This is a genomic window from Bacillus sp. FSL R7-0646, assembly GCF_037969865.1.
GTDB classification, from domain to species: Bacteria; Bacillota; Bacilli; order Bacillales; family Bacillaceae; genus Bacillus; species Bacillus licheniformis.
On record NZ_CP150217.1, the window covers coordinates 1,396,264 to 1,411,641 of the forward strand.

A 15,378-nucleotide genomic window follows, 5' to 3' on the forward strand; every position below is an offset into this window, starting at 1 on the left:
CAAATGGGGGGATTTGATGAAAAGGCTGACGAGCGTGTTGGCTTCCGCATTTGCGGTCATCCTGCTGTTCGGATGTACGGCAAATGAACAGGCGGGGCAGGAAACGAAGAAGAAAGCGAAAGAAACGGCTGGAGAACAGGTTCTGAGGCTGAACAACGAAAATGAACCGACATCTTTTGATCCGCCGATCGGCTTTAATAATGTCTCATGGCAGGCGCTGAACAATCTGATGGAAGGTTTGACAAGACTTGGCGCAGACCATGAGCCCGAAGCGGCGTCCGCCGAAAAGTGGAACATTTCCGACGACGGGAAGACATATACTTTTACAATCCGTGATGATGCCAAATGGTCAAACGGAGACCCTTTAACCGCCGGGGATTTTGAATATGCGTGGAAGCGTCTGCTCGATCCGAAAACGGGCTCCTCTGCCGCGTTTTTAGGCTACTTTATCGAAGGCGGTGAGGCCTTTAACAGCGGAAAAGGTTCAAAAGATGATGTCAAAGTCAAAGCGGTGGATGAAAAGACGCTTAAGGTGACGCTTGAAAGTCCGCAGCAGTCGTTTTTAAGCATTGTAGCCAATCCGGCCTTTTTCCCGGTTCCTCAGAAAATCGCCGAAGACAATCCGAAATGGCATGAAGAAGCAGCCACATTCGTCGGCAACGGTCCGTTTAAGCTGGCAGAATGGAAGCACGATGAAAGCTTTACGATGGTAAAGAGCGATACGTATTGGGACCGGGATACTGTGAAGCTTGATAAAGTGACATGGGCGATGGTCGATGACCGAAATACCGACTACCAAATGTTCGAGTCGAATGAACTTGATACGGCTTATGTCCCGGCTGAAATGAGCGAGAAGCTGATGGGCTCTGATGAGGTGAAGGTGTTTGATCAGGCGGGTCTTTATTTTTACAGGTTCAATGTCAATAAAGAGCCGTTCCAGAATGAAAAAATCAGAAAAGCGTTTGCGATGGCCGTCGATCAGCAGGAAATCGTCGATTACGTCACGAAAAACGGTGAAAAACCGGCACGCGGATTTGTGTCTCCGGGAATCAAAGGGCCGAACGGCAAGGATTTTCGCGAGGAAGGCGGCGATTTGCTCAAATATAACGCCGATGAAGCGAAACAGCTGCTCGAAAAAGGCATGAAGGAGGAAAACTACGAAAAGCTGCCCGCCGTTACCTTGACATACAGCACAAAACCGGAGCATAAAAAAATGGCGGAAGCGGTTCAGCAAAAACTGAAAAGTACGCTCGGCGTCGATGTGAAGCTCGCCAATATGGAATGGAACACATTCCTTGAAGAACAGAAGGCGCTCAAGTTCCAGTTTTCCCAAAGCTCTTTTCTGGCTGATTATGCGGATCCTATCAACTTCCTGGAAAGCTTTCAAACGGGTAACGCAATGAACAGAACCGGCTGGGGCAATTCAGAGTATGACGAGCTGATCAAGGCGGCGAAAAATGAAGCTGATGAAGAAAAGCGCACTGAGCTGCTGCATCAGGCTGAAGAACTGCTGTTTGAAGGGATGCCGATCATACCGATCCACTTCTATAATCAAGTCCATTTGGAAAAGGAGAATGTGAAAGGCATCGTCCGTCATCCTGTCGGCTACATTGAACTGAAATGGGCCGAAAAAACGTCATGACCAAAATTGTCCGTCTGCTATTTTCTTTGTGCATACTGCCGCACAGGAGCGGACGGACTTTTCATAAAGGGGGATGTCTCTGTTGAATATTGCGCCTCAAAGATTAATGAAGGGAGATACGGTTGGTGTGATTGCGCCGGCCAGTCCGCCCGTTCCTGAAAAGCTTGACCGGGCCGTCCGGTTTTTAAAAGAGCTTGGACTTGAAGTCAAAGTGGGACGCTCAGCCGCCGAAAGACACGGCTATTTGGCGGGGAGCGATGAAGAGCGTCTGGGGGATCTGCACGACATGTTTGAAGACCGTTCGGTTAAGGCTGTCATCTGTGCCTGCGGAGGTTACGGAACGGCACGGATTGCCGGGAAAATTGACTACCGGCTCATCAAAAGCCGCCCGAAAATTTTTTGGGGCTATTCAGATATCACTTTTTTACATACAGCGATCAGGCAAAATACCGGACTTATTACATTTCACGGACCGATGCTCAGTTCTGACATCGGCAAAGATGACGTGCATCCGCTTACCCGCCGCTCCTTTCAGCAGCTGTTTCAAAAAATGACGCTCTCTTATACAGAGGAACTGTCGCCTTTGGAAACGCTCGTACACGGCGCGGCGGAAGGGGAGCTCGTCGGCGGAAACCTCGCTCTTCTGGTGACGACGCTCGGTACGCCTTATGAAATTGATACGAAAGGAAAGCTTTTGTTTATCGAGGATGTCGATGAAGAGCCTTATCGAATCGACCGGATGCTGAATCAATTAAAAATGGCCGGGAAATTATCGGACGCCGCCGGCATCCTGCTGTGCGATTTTCATAACTGCATCCCGAAAAAACGCGATAAGTCGCTCACATTAAAAGAGGTTTTCCAAGATTATATCGCCTCTGAAGGAAAACCGGCGCTGTCCGGCTTTAAAATCGGCCATTGTTCACCGAATATCGCCGTACCGGTAGGGGTGAAAGCCGTCCTTGACGCCGGCAAAAAACGGCTCACCATCGAACCGGGAATTTCTTAATGGGAAAGGAGGCCGCCATGAAGATTGCCGAGATTACGACAAACCGCATCGCCGTTCCGCTGAAAAAACCTTTTAAAACAGCGCTTCGAACCGTCCGCACCGCAGAAGCCGTCATTGTCAAAGTAACGGCTGAAAACGGGATGACAGGCTGGGGAGAAGCGCCTCCGACTGCTGTTATTACCGGTGAGACGCTTGACAGTATTGAGGGGGCAGTCAACACGATTCTCGCACCCGCCCTCACCGGGTGCAACTTGCGAATGGCTGAGGCGATATTTCATGATATCGACAAGCTGATTGTTGGAAATACAAGCGCAAAGGCCGCTGTAGAAACAGCCGTCTACGATTGCTTGGCGCAGCTTTGCGGTCTTCCCCTGTATCAATTGCTGGGCGGATACAGACGGGAGATCGAGACGGATTTTACCGTCAGCGTCAATGACCCGGAAGAAATGGGGAAAGACGCGGCCCGCTATGTACAGGAAGGGTTTCGCACGCTCAAAATTAAGGTTGGAAAAAACGACATGGCAACAGACCTCGAACGGATCAGGGAAATCCGCAAACAAGCGGGTCCCGCTGTCCGAATCCGCGTGGACGCCAATCAAGGCTGGACGGCGAAACAGGCGGTCAAAGCCATTCGGAAAATGGAGGATGAGGGGCTTTCGATCGAGCTTGTCGAACAGCCGGTCCACCGGCTCGATCTCGAAGGCTTGAAACAGGTGACAGATGCCGTCGATACGCCGATTATGGCGGACGAAAGCGTGTTTACCCCAAGGGATGCTTTTCACGTGCTGAAAACGAGAAGCGCCGATCTCATCAATATTAAACTGATGAAGGCAGGCGGCATCCGCCAGGCGCTGAAAATCAACGCCATGGCAGAAGCGTGCGGAGTGGAATGCATGGCCGGAAGCATGATCGAGACAAGGCTCGGCATCACAGCGGCCGTCCACTTCGCAGCAAGCCAGAAAAATGTGACAAAATTCGATTTTGATGCGCCGCTCATGCTGAAGGAGGATATCGTTGAAGGCGGCATCCGCTATCATGCAGGAACGATCACGATACCGGATGCTCCCGGACTCGGAATCACGAAAGTCTGCCATGAGGGGGGAGAGGACAAATGAGCCTTTATACGACAGCCGTCTCAGTCGCCAATGTCTGGACCAGTCCGGAAGCGCCGCGCACAATTGACCGGATGATGCTGTCAAACCCTGTACATGTGAGAAGCTGGCTTGACGAATTGTCCTACGAGGAGCGCCTTGAGCTATGTACGGCAAACCTTGTTCAAACGCAAGTGCTTTTCGGCGAAGATGTCCAACTTATAAAGGAGCGGGGAGACTGGGCGTTCGTCATCATTCCGGGACAGCCGTCTGCAAAAGACAAACGCGGCTACCCGGGCTGGATTCCAAAGGACTGCCTGGTCGAAAAAAGCCCGGCGAAGTCTGAGACAAGCGCCGTTATTCAAAAACCGACGGCTTTCTTATATGATGACAAGAAAACGAAAGTTATTGAGCTGAGCTTTCTCACCAAGCTGCCCGTCTTGTCTTCCGGCGGCGTCTGGTTTGAGGTCGATACACCGCTTGGCCGCAAATGGCTGAAAAAAGAAGATGCGGATCTCGAAACACCTGTAAAAGGCAGCGGAGACGATATCGTTCAAACCGGTCAGGCGTTTTTGAACCTGCCCTATCTTTGGGGAGGGATGAGCGGGTTTGGCTACGACTGCTCAGGATTTGTCTTCAATATGCTGAAGGCGAACGGCCGCTCCGCGCCGCGCGATGCCGGCGACCAGGCGAAAGGCGGAAAAGAGGTATCCTTCAGCAGCCCGAAGCGGGGCGATTTACTGTTTTTCGCATATGAAGAAGGCAGAGGACGGGTTCACCACGTCGGCATTTACTGCGGAAACGGAGAGATGCTTCACTCTCCAAAAACGGGCAAATCGATCGAGGTCATATCTCTTAAAGGTACAATTTATGAAAAAGAGCTGTGTGCCATCAGGCGCTATTTTTAAATAAAACGGGGGGATTGGCATGCAAACCGGCGCTTTATTGAAAGTCAGCCGTCTGAAAATGCACTTTGACGCCGGAAGGGGCAAAACGGTCAAAGCGGTCGACGGCATTTCATTTGATATTAAAGAAGGAGAGACGTTCGGGCTCGTCGGAGAATCGGGCTGCGGCAAGTCGACATCCGGAAGAGTGCTGATGCGTCTTTATCAGCCGACAGAAGGCGAGGTTACATATCGGGGGAAAAACATCCACCATTTGAGCGATGATGAATCATTCCAGTACAACCGCAAAATTCAAATGATTTTTCAAGACCCGTATGCTTCATTAAATCCGAGGTTAACCGTCAGGGAGATTATGACAGAACCTATGGAAATCCACGGCCTCTACGGAGGGAAAAAGGCGCGTCTTGAAAAGGCGGACGAGCTTCTGGAAGCAGTCGGTCTGCACAAAAGCTTTGCCAATCGCTATCCTCATGAATTCAGCGGCGGACAGAGGCAAAGAATCGGCATCGCCAGAGCGCTTGCGCTTGAACCTGAATTCATCGTCGCCGATGAGCCGATATCGGCACTTGACGTCTCCGTGCAAGCGCAGGTCGTCAACCTTTTAAAAAAGCTGCAAAAGGAAAAAGGGCTCACGTTTTTATTTATCGCCCACGATCTTTCCATGGTGAAGCACATCAGCGACCGGATCGGCGTCATGTATCTCGGGCACATGGTCGAGATCACCGACAGCGGCCGGCTTTATCAAGAACCTCTGCATCCTTACACCCAGGCGCTTTTATCAGCTATCCCGATTCCCGATCCGGATGTGGAAGACAAGCGGAGACGAATCATACTGAAAGGCGAGCTGCCAAGTCCGATCGATCCGCCGAGCGGCTGCGTTTTCAGAACGAGGTGTCCTGCCGCGATGGACATTTGCGCCGCCAAAAAGCCGATGTTAAAAGAAGCCGACGACGGTCATTTTGTCGCCTGCCATCTGTATGACGGAGACGCAAGGAAAGAGGAGGCCGGCTTGAAGGTGACGCTGCAGGCGAGGTGATTATAGAAAAAAGGAGCCCTATTTACAGGGCTCCTCAGCGTGCCGGCAGCTTTTCCACATTTGTTAAGTCGCCGATTCGAAATGGAATAAGGATCAGGCGCCGCCTTTGTAACATTCAGTGGAAGTACGCTCAATCGGCAGAGTACAGCATCTGAATGATCCGCCTGATTTTATGATCTCGGATAAGTCGATTTCGATGACCGTATAGCCCCTTTTTCTGAGCTCCTGATTCACGTGGCGGTTAACAGGCAGGCTGATCACGGTTTTATTGCCGATGGACAGAACGTTTGTACCGAGTTGGAACTGTTCATCATCCGTAATTTCGATCATCTCATAGCGCTTTTTCAAGACGTCGTATTCTCTTTCTCCTAAGGCTTTTGGATAGACAAGCGCTTCTGTCGGCGAAAGAATGTTGAAGACGCAATCCAGATGAAGGAACGTTTCTTCAAACGGAACCGGTATGACTTCATAAGAGGGAAGCCTGCGCTTCAGCTCTTGGACGGCCGAGAACGTCGTTCTGTGGCTGATGCCGGCATATATGGTATTTTGGTCGACGAGGATGTCGCCGCCTTCGATTTGATAGCCTTCATTAAATGCGGTCCAGGAGATTTGTTCTTTTGCCAGCCATTCCTGCAGGACATTTTCTTCGCCCTGGCGGATGTCGGCTGAAAGCTGCGCGGAAAACACAGTGCCTCCGATCGTAAACCCGATATCGCGCGTGAAAACCTGTTCCGGAAATTGGCTTAAAGCAGGCAGAATCACGACTTCAATACCCCGGCTCTCCAATTCTTTTATCAATGTATTATGCTGGCGGACGGCCAGCGTTTTATCGATATTATCCTTTTGAAAATACTTCTGTGTTTCATTGATCACTTCTGCAATCTCCATATACTCCGGTCTGCATAACACCACTTTTTTTAAGACGTCGTATTCGCTTGTACAGCCCGCCCCGCGGTTTTTTTTCGATAATGCTGAGTCCATTTTGATTCCCCCGTCCTCTCTTTAGTCATTTCATTATTCCCTACCCGCAGCGGGAAATAAACCTTTTAGCCAGAAAATCTGACAGTCAGCCGGATAAAAAAGTTTAGACAAATGAATTCTAATAGTGTTTAATATAGAAAAAATCCACTTTACAAACGCATCTTAGTAGACATCAAAGGAGTAATGGATGATGAATGGACCTGAAAAGAGATACTGCAAAGAATCAAAAGTTGTCAAAACAAGCAGGGTATTTCCGCTTGATACGAACAATCACAACACCTTGTTCGGTGGCAAGCTGATGAGCTATATCGACGATATCGCTTCGATTTCGGCAGCGAGACACTCGAGGTGTGAAACCGTGACAGCTTCAATGGATTCCGTCGATTTTCTCGAACCGATCCGCCAGGAGGATTCAGTCTGCCTTGAATCTTATGTGACATGGGTCGGCAGAACGTCAATGGAGGTATTCGTCAAAGTCATTAAAGAGCATTTGCTGACAGGCGAACGAAAGCTTGCGGCGACATCCTTTTTAACCTTTGTGGCGCTTGATCAGGACGGCAATCCTCAGGCCGTTCCCCAAGTTGTACCGCAGTCTGAAGAAGAAATCATGCTGCACGAGACCGCCCGGCAGCGCGCCGAAGAACGGAAAAACCATCGCAAACACAGCAAAGCGCTGGCCCAGGCGCTGGCTGTTGACAAACCTTGGTAAACATACGAACAAAACCCCGGCTCAAGCATCAGTTTGCCGGGGTTTTGCTGTGCAATGAATACACTACCCAATATTTGTTCAAAATAAATTACAAAAAACGGAAAGAAGTTTTGGGTGAAATGCTTGAATTTGTATGGACTTTTTTAGCCAAGCCAGCTTTAGTGTTCTCTATAGCTTATATTCTTTTCCGAATCGCAGGGAAGAAAGCCGTTTCGCAAATGACGAACTTCGACCTTTTGCTGACATTTGCGATTGGAACGATCATCAGCGAACCGATTCTTACTTCTAAAATTTCAATGTCCATTTATTACGCGCTTACCTTTCTGATCTTCTATTTGTTGATTGAAAAGCTGTCATTACACAATAAATGGCGATGGTTTCTTGTCGTCAGTCCGACCGTGCTGATCCGAAACGGCAATGGCAATATTGATAAAGGAGGATTAAAAAGAGAGCGGCTGACTGTCAATGAACTGCTCGGCAAATTGCGCGAAAAAGGCTATGCCGACCCAAAAGATATCGACCTCGCCCTGATTGAAGAATCGGGCCAGATCAGCGTGATTCCCAAATCGGAAGCAAGGCCTGTACAGCCGCGGGACCTCAACTTGGAGACGAAGCGGAATTTCGTGCCGATTCCGCTCATTTTAGACGGCGAAATTATCGAACACAATTTAAAATACTTGAAAAAAACGAAAGAATGGCTGTTTCAAAAATTAGAGGATAAAGGGATTGAGCAAGCGATGCTGCCAACCATTACGCTCGGCACCTTGAACGAAAAAAATGAAATTATAATTGATACGGAAGATCCCGGCAGCCCGTTAACCCATGACCCGTATCTCTATAAACCGGGGCAAGACCATTAATTTTCGCCGAATAGGCGATTTTTTTATTTCCTGCTATTTCAGAAAAATATTAAGAGTCTGTTTTTTTATTCGTTGATAAAAATGAACAGGGCATTTGTCATAAAATTTGAAAATGGTGTCACAAAAAACAGGAGGAAAATATGTTGTTTTCTGTATTTTTATAGCATATATTAGTTTTTGTGAAAAAATTTTGATGGTAGGTGCAATTGATGAAAAGGTTTTTTAGTGTAATAATTTTGGGCGCCCTGCTGCTGCTCGGGACATCTGCGCCAATCGAAGCGGCAGACTACGGACGCGACGTCCTCGGCTCAAAAGACGGCTGGGGCGCTTATGGAAAAGGAACGACCGGAGGCGCTGACGCTTCTTCTGATCAGGTATATACGGTCAAAAACCGCAAGCAGCTTGTTGAGGCATTAGGGGGAGACAATAAAAAGAACAGCGAAAATGATACGCCGAAGATCATCTATGTGAAGGGAACAATCAATCTTAGTGTTGATGATGACAACAATCCTTTAGGCTATGAAGATTATAAAGACCCCGAATATTCGATCGAAGCGTATCTCAAAGCTTATGATCCGAAGAAATGGGGGAAAAAGGAGCCGACAGGAAAGCTTGAAGAGGCAAGGCTCCGCTCGAAAGATAATCAAAAGGAACGGGTCTTGATCAGAGTCGGTTCGAACACAACGATTATCGGGCTCGGAGATGATGCGAAAATCGTCGGCGGAGGCCTTTATGTCAAAAACGCGGAAAACGTCATTATCCGCAATATCGAATTCGAAAACGCGTACGATTTCTTCCCTGGCTGGGATCCGACGGATGGGAGCAGCGGTAACTGGAATTCAGAATATGACAACCTGCTGATCGAAATGTCCAAAAATATTTGGATCGACCACTGCTCATTCAATGACGGAGATCAGCCTGATGAGCTGACTGAAACGCATTTCGGGCGCGAATTCCAGCATCACGACGGACTGCTTGATATCAAAAAGCAGTCGGATTTCATTACGGTGTCATACAGCATATTTTCAGGACATTCTAAAAACACGATTATCGGATCAAGCGACAGCTACAAAGCAGACAACGGGCATTTAAGGGTGACATTCCACCACAATCTCTACGAAAATATAAAAGAGCGGGCACCGCGCGTCCGCTACGGAAAAGTGCACATTTACAACAACTATTTTAAAAGCACGAAAGACAGCTACAATTATTCATGGGGCGTAGGCTATTCTTCAAAAATTTATGCTGAGGACAACTACTTTGACCTGCCGGAAGGAACGAAGCCTCAAAAACTGATGAAGGTCTTTAAAGGTGACGCTTTATATGAAAAAGATACGATCGTAAACAACCAAAAAAGCGTCGCAAAAATTGATGTTGTCAGCACATACAACAAAGCAAACAATGCGTCTATTAAAAAATCGGCCGGCTGGAAGCCGACGCTGTTTGAAAAAATCGACGACGCAGAAGATGTGCCGGCAATCGTTGAAGCGCACGCAGGCGCAGGAAAACTGGAGTAATCAAGCAAAGCGGACATGCAGATGATGTCCGCTTTTTTGTTCAGGTATCTTGCAATGCAAAATAGTGTATGTTATCATTCGTGTATCTTGTATTGCAAGATACATAAAAGAGGTGGCTTATGAGTTCAACGCAAATGCTGAAAGGGATTTTAGAAGGATGTCTGCTTGCCGTTATATCAGAAGGGGAGATATACGGCTATGAAATGACAAAGGTGCTTGCGGGATACGGTTTTTCGGATATCAGCGAAGGAAGCATCTATCCGATTCTCCTCCGCATGCAAAAGGAAAAATGGGTGGAGACCGAACTAAAACGGTCGGCGAGCGGCCCGAAGAGAAAATATTACAGACTTACACCCCTTGGAGAAGCGGAGCTTCAATCGTTCATCGACCGTTGGAAAGCATTATCCGGGAACGTCAATGCACTGCTCGAAAAAAAACTGAAGGAGAAGTGAAACTGTGCTATCAAAGGACATGCAAAACGTATTGGACGAGATGAGAATCTACTTAATGTCTTCAGGAAAAAGCGACAAAGAAATCGAAGGAATCATGAATGAGCTAACCGTTCATGCCTGGGAAGGAGAAAAGGACGGAAAAACCGTCCGGCAAATTTTTGGGGATTCTCCCAAGTCATATGTTCAAGCGCTGTCAAAAGAGCTTTCATCAAGGCCAGGGGAGATCGCCAAGTTGTTCTTTGCCATTTTAATCGGCGCAATATCCTATTTTATATTCAGCGATGCCGTGAACGACAGCCTCGATTATTCTGTCTATACGCTGGCAGGCTATCCGCTTTATATTTTGCTGGCAGCGGCTATGTTGCCGCTTTTGGGCCGGATTACAGCATTTAAAGGGAAGAATACGGCCTTCATGTATACGATGGTGTACGCCGCTTTGACGTTTTTTCCGATTTTGGCCATTATTTTTATTGACCGGCAATTCGGGACACCGGTTTTTTCGTTTGATGGGGGAAGCCGCTGGCTGATTATGGCCCTGTCGTTTCTTGTGATCGTATGTTTGTCTTTCAGGTTGAAAGCCGGAGCCTTGTCCATATTGCCGCTGCTTTTAGCCGGAACGCATTTTTTGTTTCAGTATATGAACTGGGATTCAGCAGGAGCCATGATGGCAGAAACTTATATTCCCTATATCGGGCTGCTTCTCGTCATGTTTATTGAAACAAAGCGTGCCAGAAATACGGCTCAATATGAATGAAATACAGAAGAGCATTATATTTTTTAAGGTGAAGACTCTTGCCTTTTGGCGATCACAACGTTTATGATCAGAGCATGAAAGGTGGCCGATATATGGATATGATGTGGGGCTATGTACTCGTCTTTATTTTGGCTGCGATTCCGTGGTTTGAAGTGATCGGTGTCGTGCCGCTAGCGATCATTGCCGGGCTTAAACCTGTTCCGTCCGCTATTATCGCGCTATTCGGAAATCTATTAACCGTACTGCTGCTTATTTTTTTAATTGACAAAGTGAAGGTATGGCTAGAAAGAAGACGCGGGGAGCGGAGAGCGGAGACGGATAAGTTCTCAAAAAGGAAAAGCAGGGCGAAAAAAATATGGCTGACCTACGGCATTCCGGGCCTTTCTTTCGTCGGGCCTTTCTTTATCGGCTCCCACTTAACCGCGTTTATGTGCATGGGCTTTGGGGCCAAGCGCAGACAAACGGCGCTGTGGATGACGGGGAGTCTCGCAGTATGGACAACGGCGTCGGCTGTCGCTGCCTACTATGGTTTCAGTTTCCTCGCTCCTGAAAATGAAGGGCTGCTGAAAAATATCTTTAAACAGGAGGAGTGAAGATATGCCGTTTTTGAAAGATTTATCTCCAGATGAAGAGATGGCGCCGACAGTCGGGCTGCTTTTTTCGGCGGTCAATGAAAACATCGAACGGCTGAAATCAATCGTCTCCGGCATCAGCCGGGAAGAGCTGGAATATAAGGGTGAGCATGGCGACAAAAACAGCATCGCCCAGCTGATCTATCATTTAATCAATGTCGATGTCCGCTGGGTTTACAGGCTGAAGGAAAGCGAAATTCCAAGAGAGCTGGAAGAGAAATACGGACCGATGACGGATGAAAACGGACGTTTGCCGGAGGTGACAGGCGTCCCTTTGACCGTGTTAATCGAGTGGCATGAAGAGGTGCTGGAGATGTTGAAACACACCGCTAAAGGCTTTTCGGAAAAAGACTTGCTGAAGAAGGTTCCGTATGAGGGAGGGTTTTCGACGATCCGCTGGGGGATCTGGCATATGTCTGATCATAACCGCTATCACCAGGCGCATATTCAGGCTTGCTTAAAAGAGTTCCGCATGCAAAACAGTTGATTTTTTCGTATGATTTGGTATGATGCTAATTAGCAAACTTCATAACGTTAAAGTTTTCTAGGGTTCCGCACATTCGTATGTGGCCTGGTCCGAGAGAAAACACATATGATTTGTTCATATGCACACGGAGGGATAAAAGCCCGGGAGTATCGTTTCCATCGATAGCCCGGGTTTTTTCTTTTGCTGAAAATGAAATTGGAGGGATTGTGATGAGATGGGGCAGTGTCATACTTGCAGCCTTGTTTGAAATTGGCTGGGTCATGGGGCTGAAACACGCCGATTCGGCACTTGAATGGATCTGCACGGCGGCCGCCGTCGTGATGAGCTTCTATATACTGGTGAAAGCGGGGGAGAAGCTGCCGGTCGGAACCGTGTATGCCGTATTTACCGGTCTCGGGACGGCGGGAACGGTCGTCTGCGAAATCGCCTTGTTCAATGAGCCGGCAAATATCGCCAAGCTTGCTCTGATCGGTGTTTTGCTATGCGGCGTGATCGGTTTGAAGCTTGTAACAAATGAAGAGAAAGGGGAGGCGTCATAATGGAATGGATCTGCCTCATCGCCGCCGGTATACTGGAAATGCTTGGCGTGACGATGATGAACCAGTTTCATAAAGACAAGCGGGTGAGATGGATCTTTTTGTTGATCATCGGGTTTGCCGCTTCTTTTTTCTTGCTTTCCCTTGCGATGGAGACGCTGCCGATGGGAACCGCGTACGCAGTGTGGACAGGGATCGGCACGGTCGGAGGTGCGCTTGTCGGCATCCTGTTTTACGGAGAGCCGAAAGACGGAAAACGCATCTTTTTCATCGCGCTCATTTTGGGATCTGCCGTCGGGCTGAAACTTATTAGCTAGAGTCGGGTTGATGCAAATAGGCGTTCGTAAATTGATTTTTCAATAAACTCCAGTATAATGAAAAGATAGTTTACGAATTACAAGCAAAGAGGGTTTTTACGAAAATGAACGCATATATGAAACAGCAGTTATCGCAATATCAGGAAATCAATAACGATAAGGCCCGCCTTCTGGTCAGCTGTCCGGATCAGCCTGGAATCGTCGCCGCCGTTTCTTCATTTTTATTTGAGAACGGTGCGAATATTATTGAATCGAACCAGTATACGACAGACCCTGAAGGAGGCCGGTTCTTTCTGCGGATTGAGTTTGAAGTTCAAGGCATCCGCGAAAAGATCGAACAGATGAAAGCGGCATTCGCCTCTGTGGCGGAGTCCTTCCAAATGACGTGGAGCATGAATTTGGCGAGCGAACTGAAACGCGTCGCTATCTTCGTTTCAAAAGAGCTTCACTGCCTGCATGAACTGCTATGGGAATGGCAGAGCGGCAATTTGATGGCGGAGATTGCAGCGGTTATCAGCAATCATGAAGATGCAAGAGAAACTGTTGAATCCCTGAATATTCCGTTCCTTTACATGAAAGCGAACAAAGACATTCGTCAGGAAGTGGAAAAACAGCAGCTGAAATGGCTTGAAGAGTATCGTGCGGATGTCATCGTTCTCGCCCGATATATGCAGATTTTAACGCCTGATTTTGTCTCGGCTCATCCGAACAAAATCATAAATATTCACCACTCCTTCCTGCCGGCTTTTATCGGGGCGAATCCGTATAAACGGGCATATGAAAGAGGCGTTAAACTGATCGGAGCAACATCGCATTATGTGACAAACGAATTGGATGAAGGGCCGATCATCGAACAGGATATCGAACGGGTCGACCACAGAGACAATGTGGAAGCATTGAAAAACATCGGCCGAACGATTGAGAGAAGCGTTTTGGCAAGAGCGGTCAAATGGCACTTGGAAGACCGGATTATCGTGCATGGAAACAAGACGATCGTCTTTAATTAAATTGTTTGATCTGCCTCTTGACAGAGGCGTTTTTCCTAGGCATAATAATAAAAAATCACGAGCGTTGAAGAGGGCCAGTAAGCAGTTCTTTCTGTGAAAGAGAGTGAAATGGCATGCTGAAACATTTCACCACATGAAACCTGCCGAACCTGCCTCGGAGTCCCAGGGGGAAAACCTGGGCGCATACCCTGGCGTTAAAGGGGAAAGAGGAGTGCGCTTTATTTTCTCGCGCATTCAATGAAGGTGGTACCGCGGAAAGCTCTTTTCGTCCTTTTTTACTTGGACGAAAAGGGCTTTTTTTATTGGCCTTCTGCCAGATCATCTCGGAGGGAAAAAACGTGAAAAAACAACGGATTGTCATTAAAATCGGAAGCAGTTCATTAACCAACTCGAAGGGCAGCATCGATGAGGAGAAGATCAATGACCATGTTCGGGCGATAGCTGCTCTGAAAAAAGAAGGCCATGAAGTCATCTTCATTTCGTCGGGGGCTGTCGCTGCGGGATTTTTACAGCTCGGCTATCCCGCAAGGCCTGTGACGCTAAAGGGAAAACAGGCTGCAGCGGCCGTCGGCCAGAGCTTGTTAATGCAAACATACATCGAGCATTTTGCAGACCACGATATCAAGCCTGCGCAGATCTTATTGACGAGAAACGATTTTGCCAAACGGGAGCGCTATCGAAATGCATATGCGACCGTTATGGAACTGATTGAACGGGGGCTTGTCCCGATTATTAATGAAAATGATTCGGTATCTGTTGAAGAATTGACGTTTGGGGACAACGACATGCTTTCCGCCCTTGTAAGCGGACTGATTCATGCCGACAAACTCATCATTTTAACGGATATTAACGGCCTCTATGACTCGAATCCGGCTGAACATCCCGATGCCCGCCGTTTTGATTACATTCCCGAAATTACGGACGAACTTTTGGGCTGCGCCGCTTCCGCCGGATCAAAAGTCGGGACGGGCGGGATGAAGTCGAAGCTTTTGGCGGCAAAAACCGCTCTTTCACTCGGCGTCAATGTTTTCATAGGCGCCGGAGAGGGAGATGATAAGCTGATCCAGATTTTAAAAGGAAACGGGGACGGCACCTATATCGGCCAATCCGACCTGTCTTCCGTCAACAATCATAGGCAGTGGATCGCCTTTCATTCACCTGTTTCAGGGAAGATTACCGTTGATGAAGGGGCTGAGCTGGCGATTACCGAAAACGGCGGGAGCCTGCTGCCGGCCGGCGTAACAGCGATATCCGGAGATTTTCCGAAAGGGGCGGTTGTCGAAGTTTACGGACCGAACGGCTTGGCCGGGAAAGGCCAAACGCTGTACTCCGCCGCAGAGCTTGAAGAGGTAAAAGGGAAGCGAAGCGATGAGTTCCATCATGAAGAAGGGATAGAAGTCATCCATCGAAATGATTGGGTAAGCATTAAAGAATAAGGGGATGAAA

17 protein-coding genes, 1 riboswitch and 1 other annotated feature are annotated in these 15,378 nt (G+C 48.1%); of the genes, 16 read left to right on the forward strand and 1 reads right to left on the reverse strand.

Annotated elements, in window-relative coordinates; translation table 11 throughout:
* Nucleotides 1–16 precede the first annotated feature (16 nt).
* From MKY62_RS07030 to MKY62_RS07050, 5 genes are all read left to right on the forward strand, one after another.
* Nucleotides 17–1,642: a peptide ABC transporter substrate-binding protein gene (locus MKY62_RS07030; protein WP_009328698.1), complete on the forward strand. Its 1,626-nt coding sequence runs from the start codon at nt 17–19 to the stop codon at nt 1,640–1,642.
* Between the two features lie 73 nt (nt 1,643–1,715).
* Nucleotides 1,716–2,648, forward strand: a complete 933-nt coding sequence (locus MKY62_RS07035) for an LD-carboxypeptidase (RefSeq protein WP_009328697.1) — start codon at nt 1,716–1,718, stop codon at nt 2,646–2,648.
* A gap of 17 nt (nt 2,649–2,665) precedes the next feature.
* Nucleotides 2,666–3,763 carry a dipeptide epimerase gene (locus MKY62_RS07040; RefSeq protein WP_009328696.1) on the forward strand — a complete coding sequence of 366 codons (1,098 nt, stop codon included), beginning with the start codon at nt 2,666–2,668 and terminating at the stop codon, nt 3,761–3,763.
* Entirely contained in the window at nt 3,760–4,647 is an 888-nt protein-coding gene (locus MKY62_RS07045) for a C40 family peptidase (RefSeq protein WP_009328695.1), read from the forward strand. The genes MKY62_RS07040 and MKY62_RS07045 overlap by 4 nt, the downstream gene beginning before the upstream one ends.
* 19 nt (nt 4,648–4,666) lie before the next feature.
* Complete coding sequence (locus MKY62_RS07050) at nt 4,667–5,680, forward strand: oligopeptide/dipeptide ABC transporter ATP-binding protein (protein ID WP_009328694.1); 1,014 nt, start codon at nt 4,667–4,669, stop codon at nt 5,678–5,680.
* Nucleotides 5,681–5,773: 93 nt separating this feature from the next.
* Here MKY62_RS07050 and MKY62_RS07055 read toward each other — a convergent pair whose 3' ends face one another.
* Nucleotides 5,774–6,661, reverse strand: a complete 888-nt coding sequence (locus MKY62_RS07055; RefSeq protein WP_009328693.1) for a dimethylarginine dimethylaminohydrolase family protein — start codon at nt 6,659–6,661, stop codon at nt 5,774–5,776.
* A gap of 190 nt (nt 6,662–6,851) precedes the next feature.
* Between MKY62_RS07055 and MKY62_RS07060 the strand changes: the two genes are divergently transcribed.
* The 11 genes from MKY62_RS07060 (at nt 6,852) to proB (ending at nt 15,368) form a co-directional block, all read left to right on the forward strand.
* Complete coding sequence (locus MKY62_RS07060) at nt 6,852–7,370, forward strand: acyl-CoA thioesterase (RefSeq protein ID WP_011197830.1); 519 nt, start codon at nt 6,852–6,854, stop codon at nt 7,368–7,370.
* A 119-nt stretch (nt 7,371–7,489) separates the two neighbouring features.
* Entirely contained in the window at nt 7,490–8,230 is a 741-nt protein-coding gene (locus tag MKY62_RS07065; protein ID WP_029326542.1) for a DUF421 domain-containing protein, read from the forward strand.
* A 209-nt stretch (nt 8,231–8,439) separates the two neighbouring features.
* Nucleotides 8,440–9,747 (forward strand): pectate lyase, encoded by a 1,308-nt coding sequence (locus MKY62_RS07070; RefSeq protein ID WP_016886666.1) that lies wholly within the window; start codon nt 8,440–8,442, stop codon nt 9,745–9,747.
* A gap of 119 nt (nt 9,748–9,866) precedes the next feature.
* The gene (locus MKY62_RS07075; RefSeq protein WP_003180971.1) at nt 9,867–10,199 is read left to right on the forward strand and encodes a PadR family transcriptional regulator; all 333 of its coding nucleotides are present in this window, start codon (nt 9,867–9,869) and stop codon (nt 10,197–10,199) included.
* A 4-nt stretch (nt 10,200–10,203) separates the two neighbouring features.
* Complete coding sequence (locus tag MKY62_RS07080; protein ID WP_009328689.1) at nt 10,204–10,953, forward strand: DUF1129 domain-containing protein; 750 nt, start codon at nt 10,204–10,206, stop codon at nt 10,951–10,953.
* 92 nt (nt 10,954–11,045) lie between these two features.
* Nucleotides 11,046–11,546: a small multi-drug export protein gene (locus tag MKY62_RS07085; RefSeq protein WP_009328688.1), complete on the forward strand. Its 501-nt coding sequence runs from the start codon at nt 11,046–11,048 to the stop codon at nt 11,544–11,546.
* 4 nt (nt 11,547–11,550) lie between these two features.
* Nucleotides 11,551–12,072 carry a DinB family protein gene (locus tag MKY62_RS07090; RefSeq protein ID WP_003180977.1) on the forward strand — a complete coding sequence of 174 codons (522 nt, stop codon included), beginning with the start codon at nt 11,551–11,553 and terminating at the stop codon, nt 12,070–12,072.
* Between the two features lie 46 nt (nt 12,073–12,118).
* A riboswitch (guanidine-I (ykkC/yxkD leader) is annotated at nt 12,119–12,221 on the forward strand.
* A 60-nt stretch (nt 12,222–12,281) separates the two neighbouring features.
* Nucleotides 12,282–12,611: a multidrug efflux SMR transporter gene (locus tag MKY62_RS07095; RefSeq protein WP_003180979.1), complete on the forward strand. Its 330-nt coding sequence runs from the start codon at nt 12,282–12,284 to the stop codon at nt 12,609–12,611.
* Entirely contained in the window at nt 12,611–12,925 is a 315-nt protein-coding gene (locus tag MKY62_RS07100) for a multidrug efflux SMR transporter (protein ID WP_003180981.1), read from the forward strand. Before MKY62_RS07095 ends, MKY62_RS07100 begins: the two co-directional genes overlap by 1 nt.
* A 104-nt stretch (nt 12,926–13,029) precedes the next feature.
* Entirely contained in the window at nt 13,030–13,932 is a 903-nt protein-coding gene (purU, locus tag MKY62_RS07105; protein ID WP_003180984.1) for a formyltetrahydrofolate deformylase, read from the forward strand.
* Nucleotides 13,933–13,987: 55 nt separating this feature from the next.
* Nucleotides 13,988–14,208 (forward strand) — a binding site (T-box leader).
* Nucleotides 14,209–14,270: 62 nt separating this feature from the next.
* Nucleotides 14,271–15,368 carry a glutamate 5-kinase gene (proB, locus tag MKY62_RS07110; RefSeq protein WP_003180987.1) on the forward strand — a complete coding sequence of 366 codons (1,098 nt, stop codon included), beginning with the start codon at nt 14,271–14,273 and terminating at the stop codon, nt 15,366–15,368.
* The last annotated feature ends 10 nt before the right edge of the window (nt 15,369–15,378 follow it).

Bases quoted from the DNA above. Each gene is read 5' to 3' on its own strand.
- MKY62_RS07030 (WP_009328698.1), top strand. From the start codon at position 17: ATGAAAAGGCTGACGAGCGTGTTGGCTTCCGCATTTGCGGTCATCCTG.
- MKY62_RS07035 (WP_009328697.1), top strand. From the start codon at position 1,716: ATGTCTCTGTTGAATATTGCGCCTCAAAGATTAATGAAGGGAGATACG.
- MKY62_RS07040 (WP_009328696.1), top strand. From the start codon at position 2,666: ATGAAGATTGCCGAGATTACGACAAACCGCATCGCCGTTCCGCTGAAA.
- MKY62_RS07045 (WP_009328695.1), top strand. From the start codon at position 3,760: ATGAGCCTTTATACGACAGCCGTCTCAGTCGCCAATGTCTGGACCAGT.
- MKY62_RS07050 (WP_009328694.1), top strand. From the start codon at position 4,667: ATGCAAACCGGCGCTTTATTGAAAGTCAGCCGTCTGAAAATGCACTTT.
- MKY62_RS07055 (WP_009328693.1), bottom strand. From the start codon at position 6,661: ATGGACTCAGCATTATCGAAAAAAAACCGCGGGGCGGGCTGTACAAGC.
- MKY62_RS07060 (WP_011197830.1), top strand. From the start codon at position 6,852: ATGAATGGACCTGAAAAGAGATACTGCAAAGAATCAAAAGTTGTCAAA.
- MKY62_RS07065 (WP_029326542.1), top strand. From the start codon at position 7,490: ATGCTTGAATTTGTATGGACTTTTTTAGCCAAGCCAGCTTTAGTGTTC.
- MKY62_RS07070 (WP_016886666.1), top strand. From the start codon at position 8,440: ATGAAAAGGTTTTTTAGTGTAATAATTTTGGGCGCCCTGCTGCTGCTC.
- MKY62_RS07075 (WP_003180971.1), top strand. From the start codon at position 9,867: ATGAGTTCAACGCAAATGCTGAAAGGGATTTTAGAAGGATGTCTGCTT.
- MKY62_RS07085 (WP_009328688.1), top strand. From the start codon at position 11,046: ATGGATATGATGTGGGGCTATGTACTCGTCTTTATTTTGGCTGCGATT.
- MKY62_RS07090 (WP_003180977.1), top strand. From the start codon at position 11,551: ATGCCGTTTTTGAAAGATTTATCTCCAGATGAAGAGATGGCGCCGACA.
- MKY62_RS07095 (WP_003180979.1), top strand. From the start codon at position 12,282: ATGAGATGGGGCAGTGTCATACTTGCAGCCTTGTTTGAAATTGGCTGG.
- MKY62_RS07100 (WP_003180981.1), top strand. From the start codon at position 12,611: ATGGAATGGATCTGCCTCATCGCCGCCGGTATACTGGAAATGCTTGGC.
- purU (WP_003180984.1), top strand. From the start codon at position 13,030: ATGAACGCATATATGAAACAGCAGTTATCGCAATATCAGGAAATCAAT.